2 protein-coding genes are annotated in these 2,070 nt (G+C 62.8%); both read right to left on the reverse strand.

The window, feature by feature from the left end; all coding sequences use genetic code 11:
• Positions 1 to 435, reverse strand: coding sequence for a hypothetical protein (locus OXT71_11920; GenBank protein MDE2927096.1), 435 nt, complete (start codon positions 433 to 435; stop codon positions 1 to 3).
• A gap of 353 nt (positions 436 to 788) precedes the next feature.
• On the reverse strand, positions 789 to 1,823 hold the full coding sequence (locus OXT71_11925) for a hypothetical protein (GenBank protein ID MDE2927097.1): 1,035 nt from the start codon (positions 1,821 to 1,823) through the stop codon (positions 789 to 791).
• Positions 1,824 to 2,070 lie beyond the last annotated feature (247 nt).

Consider the following 2,070-nt stretch of genomic DNA (forward strand, 5'->3'; position numbering starts at 1 on the left):
TTACCCCGCCCCCCCCCCCCCTCCCCCCCCGGCTCGCTGGGGGGGGGGGCCCCCTTCTGGGGGGGGGGCGCCCCCCCCCCGGGGGGGGGGGCCCCCCCCCCCCGCGACGACGTGGACCGGCCGTTTCCGTGCGCGCAACGCGGCCCAAAGCCGGGCGTGGGCCGCCCCCCACGAGGGCAGCTCCGAATCGGTGTCCCGGCCGGGATCGACGTAGACGAAGGTCGCCCGGTCCTCCTCCACGGCCAAGGGGAGCTTGCGGGGGAAGTGCCGGCTCCGTCCCTGGGCGTGGCCGGCATAGTGGCGGCACGGGAACAGCCGCCGGGAAAGGCCCAGCGCCTCCAGCGCCTGCGACAGCTGCGTCACCTGCGGACCGACGAGGTTCGTGGTGAGGCGAAAGGGCTTCCCGGTGTCGATCCGGGAGTGTAAGGGAGACAAAGGGCTCGACTTACACCTCCGATTTCCCCGAACTCTTCGTCGCTCATGCAGTTACGGCCACATTCCCGGCTTCGCCGTGCCCGCACGGGGAAATCGGAGGTGGAAGGGAGCGCCCCCCCTTTTTCCTGCCCGGTGCGGGCGCGGGGGTCGCTCCCGTCGCAATTATCCCCTAGCGGGAAGGCTAAAAATGACGCCCGCGACGAGCAGGATGGCGGTACGCGGCTTGGAGATGCGATCCGGCAGCGCCTCGATCTCTCGCCTCATTTCGTCGGGCCTCTGCATTCACCCCTCCTTGGCAGTCCTGCTTGAACTAAGGCGATTCCTTGCCGTGAATCACTTCACCCGTGGATCGACTAAGCAACCAGTCTTGAATTAACCTGCCGGAGCACCTCGAAAACTCCCTCGATCACCTCCACGTTGCTGCCAAAGAGCGCGTCCGGCCCCTCCGCGTGCAGGTTGGTGAACGGTGGCTCGTAGAGCGCCGAGGGTTCGATGACCCCGCGTACGCTAAGCTGGTCAATCACCATTTCGATAAAGCGTATCTGCGGGGACGTGAGGCTCCTGTCGGCCAGAAAACCTGAGAACGCGGCCTGCGCAGCCGTTCGATCCAACCCCACCAAGCTCCTTACGAAATGAGCGAGCGATGGCGAATCACTGCGGGCAAGAAGCCCGGAGAACAACGTTTCTCCGTCCTCTTTGCCGATCTCGACCAGGATTGATTCCAGCCCTTTCAGGTCGGCATCGGTGAGCGGTTGGCAGGTTCTCAGCCGGTGGATGACCAGGTGATCGAGATGATTGCGGAGGTATTCCTTGACCTTGTTCTCGTACTGAGCCCCGGTCATCTTCGGTGTGGGGAGCGCCGGTTCTTCTCGGACCCCCTTGACCTCGTCTTCGAAGTTCGTGTAGACGATCTTGCGCTTCTTCTTGTCCAGGAATGGGACAAGCCCCCGAAGCCGTAGCCGCAGGTCCTCGAGGCCACCGAGACCGATTCCTTCCCAGAAACCGGCTTCCTGCACGGCGGCAAGATAGCCGAGCTGAGTCTTCACCGCCGGAATCGTGCTCTTCTCTTCGAGCAGCATGGCGATCTCGACGACGAGTCGACGATCACGCTCGAAGACAGTCTCGTTGCCCTCGGCAAAGGCAAGCTGCATCCGAAGCGCGGTGAGATCGAATATCCGTGACTCGATGTCGTCCTTCTCGATGTCGTTCGGAAGTCCAGCGATCTCCAGCTGCAGCGTCTTAAGGTCGGATTCGCTGAGTTGCTCCCACGCATTCCGCTCACGGAAGCGGTTCACCGCCTCAAGGTGCATCCTCACGATGAAGTTCTCTCGGTTCATCGCGGCCACTTCGCCGTGAAGTTCATCGGTCAGCGAACCCACCATCTTCATGTCCGGGTCCAAGGCAGGCGTCGTCTGGACATGGGATAGGAGCTTGACGCGAGAGCGGAAGAGTCGGGTGCCGAGCGGCACTCCACCACTCGCCTCGATCCCATCCGGATTCTCGTGAAAGAAGTCGAAGTTGAAGCAGAAATCGAAGACACGAAAATCCTGCTTGTCCTCATCCGGTCCGAAAAGGTCGGGACAGAGCCGCGTTCCACGTCCGATCATCTGCCAGAACTTGATCTTCGAGTAGACC

The sequence above is a fragment of the Acidobacteriota bacterium genome, from assembly GCA_028874215.1.
Taxonomy (GTDB): Bacteria; Acidobacteriota; UBA6911; order RPQK01; family JAJDTT01; genus JAJDTT01.